The sequence below is a fragment of the Nitrosomonas oligotropha genome (assembly GCF_900106555.1).
Classification (GTDB): domain Bacteria; phylum Pseudomonadota; class Gammaproteobacteria; order Burkholderiales; family Nitrosomonadaceae; genus Nitrosomonas; species Nitrosomonas oligotropha_A.
Map to the genome: position 1 here is coordinate 1 of NZ_FNOE01000074.1, position 2,027 is coordinate 2,027.

The 2,027-nt window shown below is 46.3% G+C and carries 2 pseudogenes; one reads left to right on the forward strand and one right to left on the reverse strand.

The features are described from left to right. Positions 1-123 precede the first annotated feature (123 nt). Positions 124-1,378: pseudogene (locus BLU57_RS15610) on the reverse strand (IS256 family transposase). Positions 1,379-1,412: 34 nt separating this feature from the next. Between BLU57_RS15610 and BLU57_RS15615 the strand changes: the two are divergent. Further along, positions 1,413-1,930: pseudogene (locus BLU57_RS15615) on the forward strand (site-specific integrase); the annotation flags it as partial. Positions 1,931-2,027: the final 97 nt, after the last annotated feature.

A 2,027-nucleotide genomic window follows, 5' to 3' on the forward strand; every position in this document is an offset into this window, starting at 1 on the left:
CCCTCTCCAGCTTGAGTTGCTTGATCTGTGCTTTCAACTGCCGGATCTCTTCCTGCTCCGGGGTCAATTTCCCATTACCCCGGAATGACTGATCAACATCATCCGCCTGGTATTGGGGTTGTCCTAGATTTTGTGTAAACGGTGGTTAAAATACGGGGGCATTCTTTCGTTAAATTGAATAGTAAACCTGTTTAGTTCAGGTTTCCAATCTCTTAGTTGCATAGACCATTTTTTGGCGATATTGCTGAGAGCCAAATAGTACAATTTGATCACGGCTTCATCGTTGAGAAACGATCCACGGTTTTTGCTGACTTTGCGTAGGCTCATGTTGACAGATTCAATCGCATTGGTGGTGTAAATAATGCGCCGTATCTCAGGCGGGTAGTCGAAAAACGGAATGATGCGCTGCCAATTATTGCGCCAAGACAGAGCAATCGGTGGATAAGCATTGTTCCACTTATCTTCAAAGTCTGCTAGCTCGGTGGCGCGCTGTAGACCAAACGTAAATCAGCAGCTACTTCCTTGCGTTTATTCCAGCCGACGTAGTTGAGACTGTTACAAACCATGTGTACGATGCAGAGTTGTACAATGGCACGTGAATAGACAGTTTCAATCGCTTCGGGAAAGCCCTTTAAGCCATCACAGGCGATAAAGATATCTTGCACGCCACGATTCTTAAGTTCAGTGACAACGCTGAACCAGAACTTGGCACCCTCGGTCTGAGCAATCCATAAGCCAAGTATTTCTTTATGGCCCTCCATATTAATGCCGATCGCCAGGTAAATCGCTTTGGTATGAACGCTACCAGCGTCACGAACTTTGGCGTGGATACAATCGAGATAGATCACAGGATACACCGCATCGAGAGGCCAGGACGCCACTGCTTCACTTCATCCATTACGCCATCAGTGATCGTAGAAATGAGTGTAGGCGATACTTCGGCGCCATACATTTCAGTGAGGTGCTGTTGGATTTCACGCGTCGCCATGCCACGGGCATACAGCGAGAGGATCTTGTCATCAAAGCCCGCTCAGCGGGTCTGATGCTTGGAAATGATCAGAGGCTCAAAGCTGCCTTCACGGTCACGGGGAATCTCGATGGGTAACTCACCGAATTCACCTTTCAGGGTCTTACGGCTTTTACCATTTCTGGTATTGCCAGTGGCATTGATTACCATTTCGTGCTTATCGTGACCAAGATGCTCGGCCATTTCTGCCTGCAGGGCACATTCAACCAACGCTTTGGTAAGTTGCTTGAGAAGACCATGTAAATCTTCTGGCTTTTTGTAATCGGTCAGCAGGCTATCAATTAAGCCGGTCGGCAGTGGTTTGGGTGTGGTCGTTTTTACTCCAAAAATATATAAGCTGTTTCCTGCCATATGACCATTTACACAAAATTATTTACACCTGCCTATGGCGGTATTGATCCGGTTTGCACTGGCAACTGGCTGTCGGGCGCGTGAGATAATCGGATTGGAGTGGAATCGAGTCGATTTAGATCGGCGCACTGCATGGTTGAATCGCACTAAAAATGGTACACCGAGAGGCGTTTCGTTAAATGCGGATGCAGTAGTAGTTTTACAGGAACAAATGGGTAAGCATGAACAGTTTTGTTTTACTTATCGCAGTTAACCGATTCTTTGGGATGTAACCAATACGGCTTGGGTGAATGCGGTTAAGAAAGCAGGGCTGGAAGATTTCCGGTTTCATGATTTGCGGCATACCTGGGCGGTTGGAAATCGCGCAATATGGTGGATCGTTATGCCAAGTTTGCGACTGAGAATCTAGCATTTGCTGCGTCAAGAATTGAGACAGGAAAAGATAGAGAAGTAATTCCGCTGTCACGTTTTTGTCACGCTAAAGATGCTAACCAGAGCTTTAAGTCAGCTAACTGGTTGATTTCAATGGCTCACCAAAGCGGACAAATCTAGTATATAAATAGCGGTGTAAAAATGTACCACTGAGGCGCGCTAAATTTCGTCGCAATCGCGGAATAAAAGTGTACCAATCTTAAGCCTGTAAGCTGAT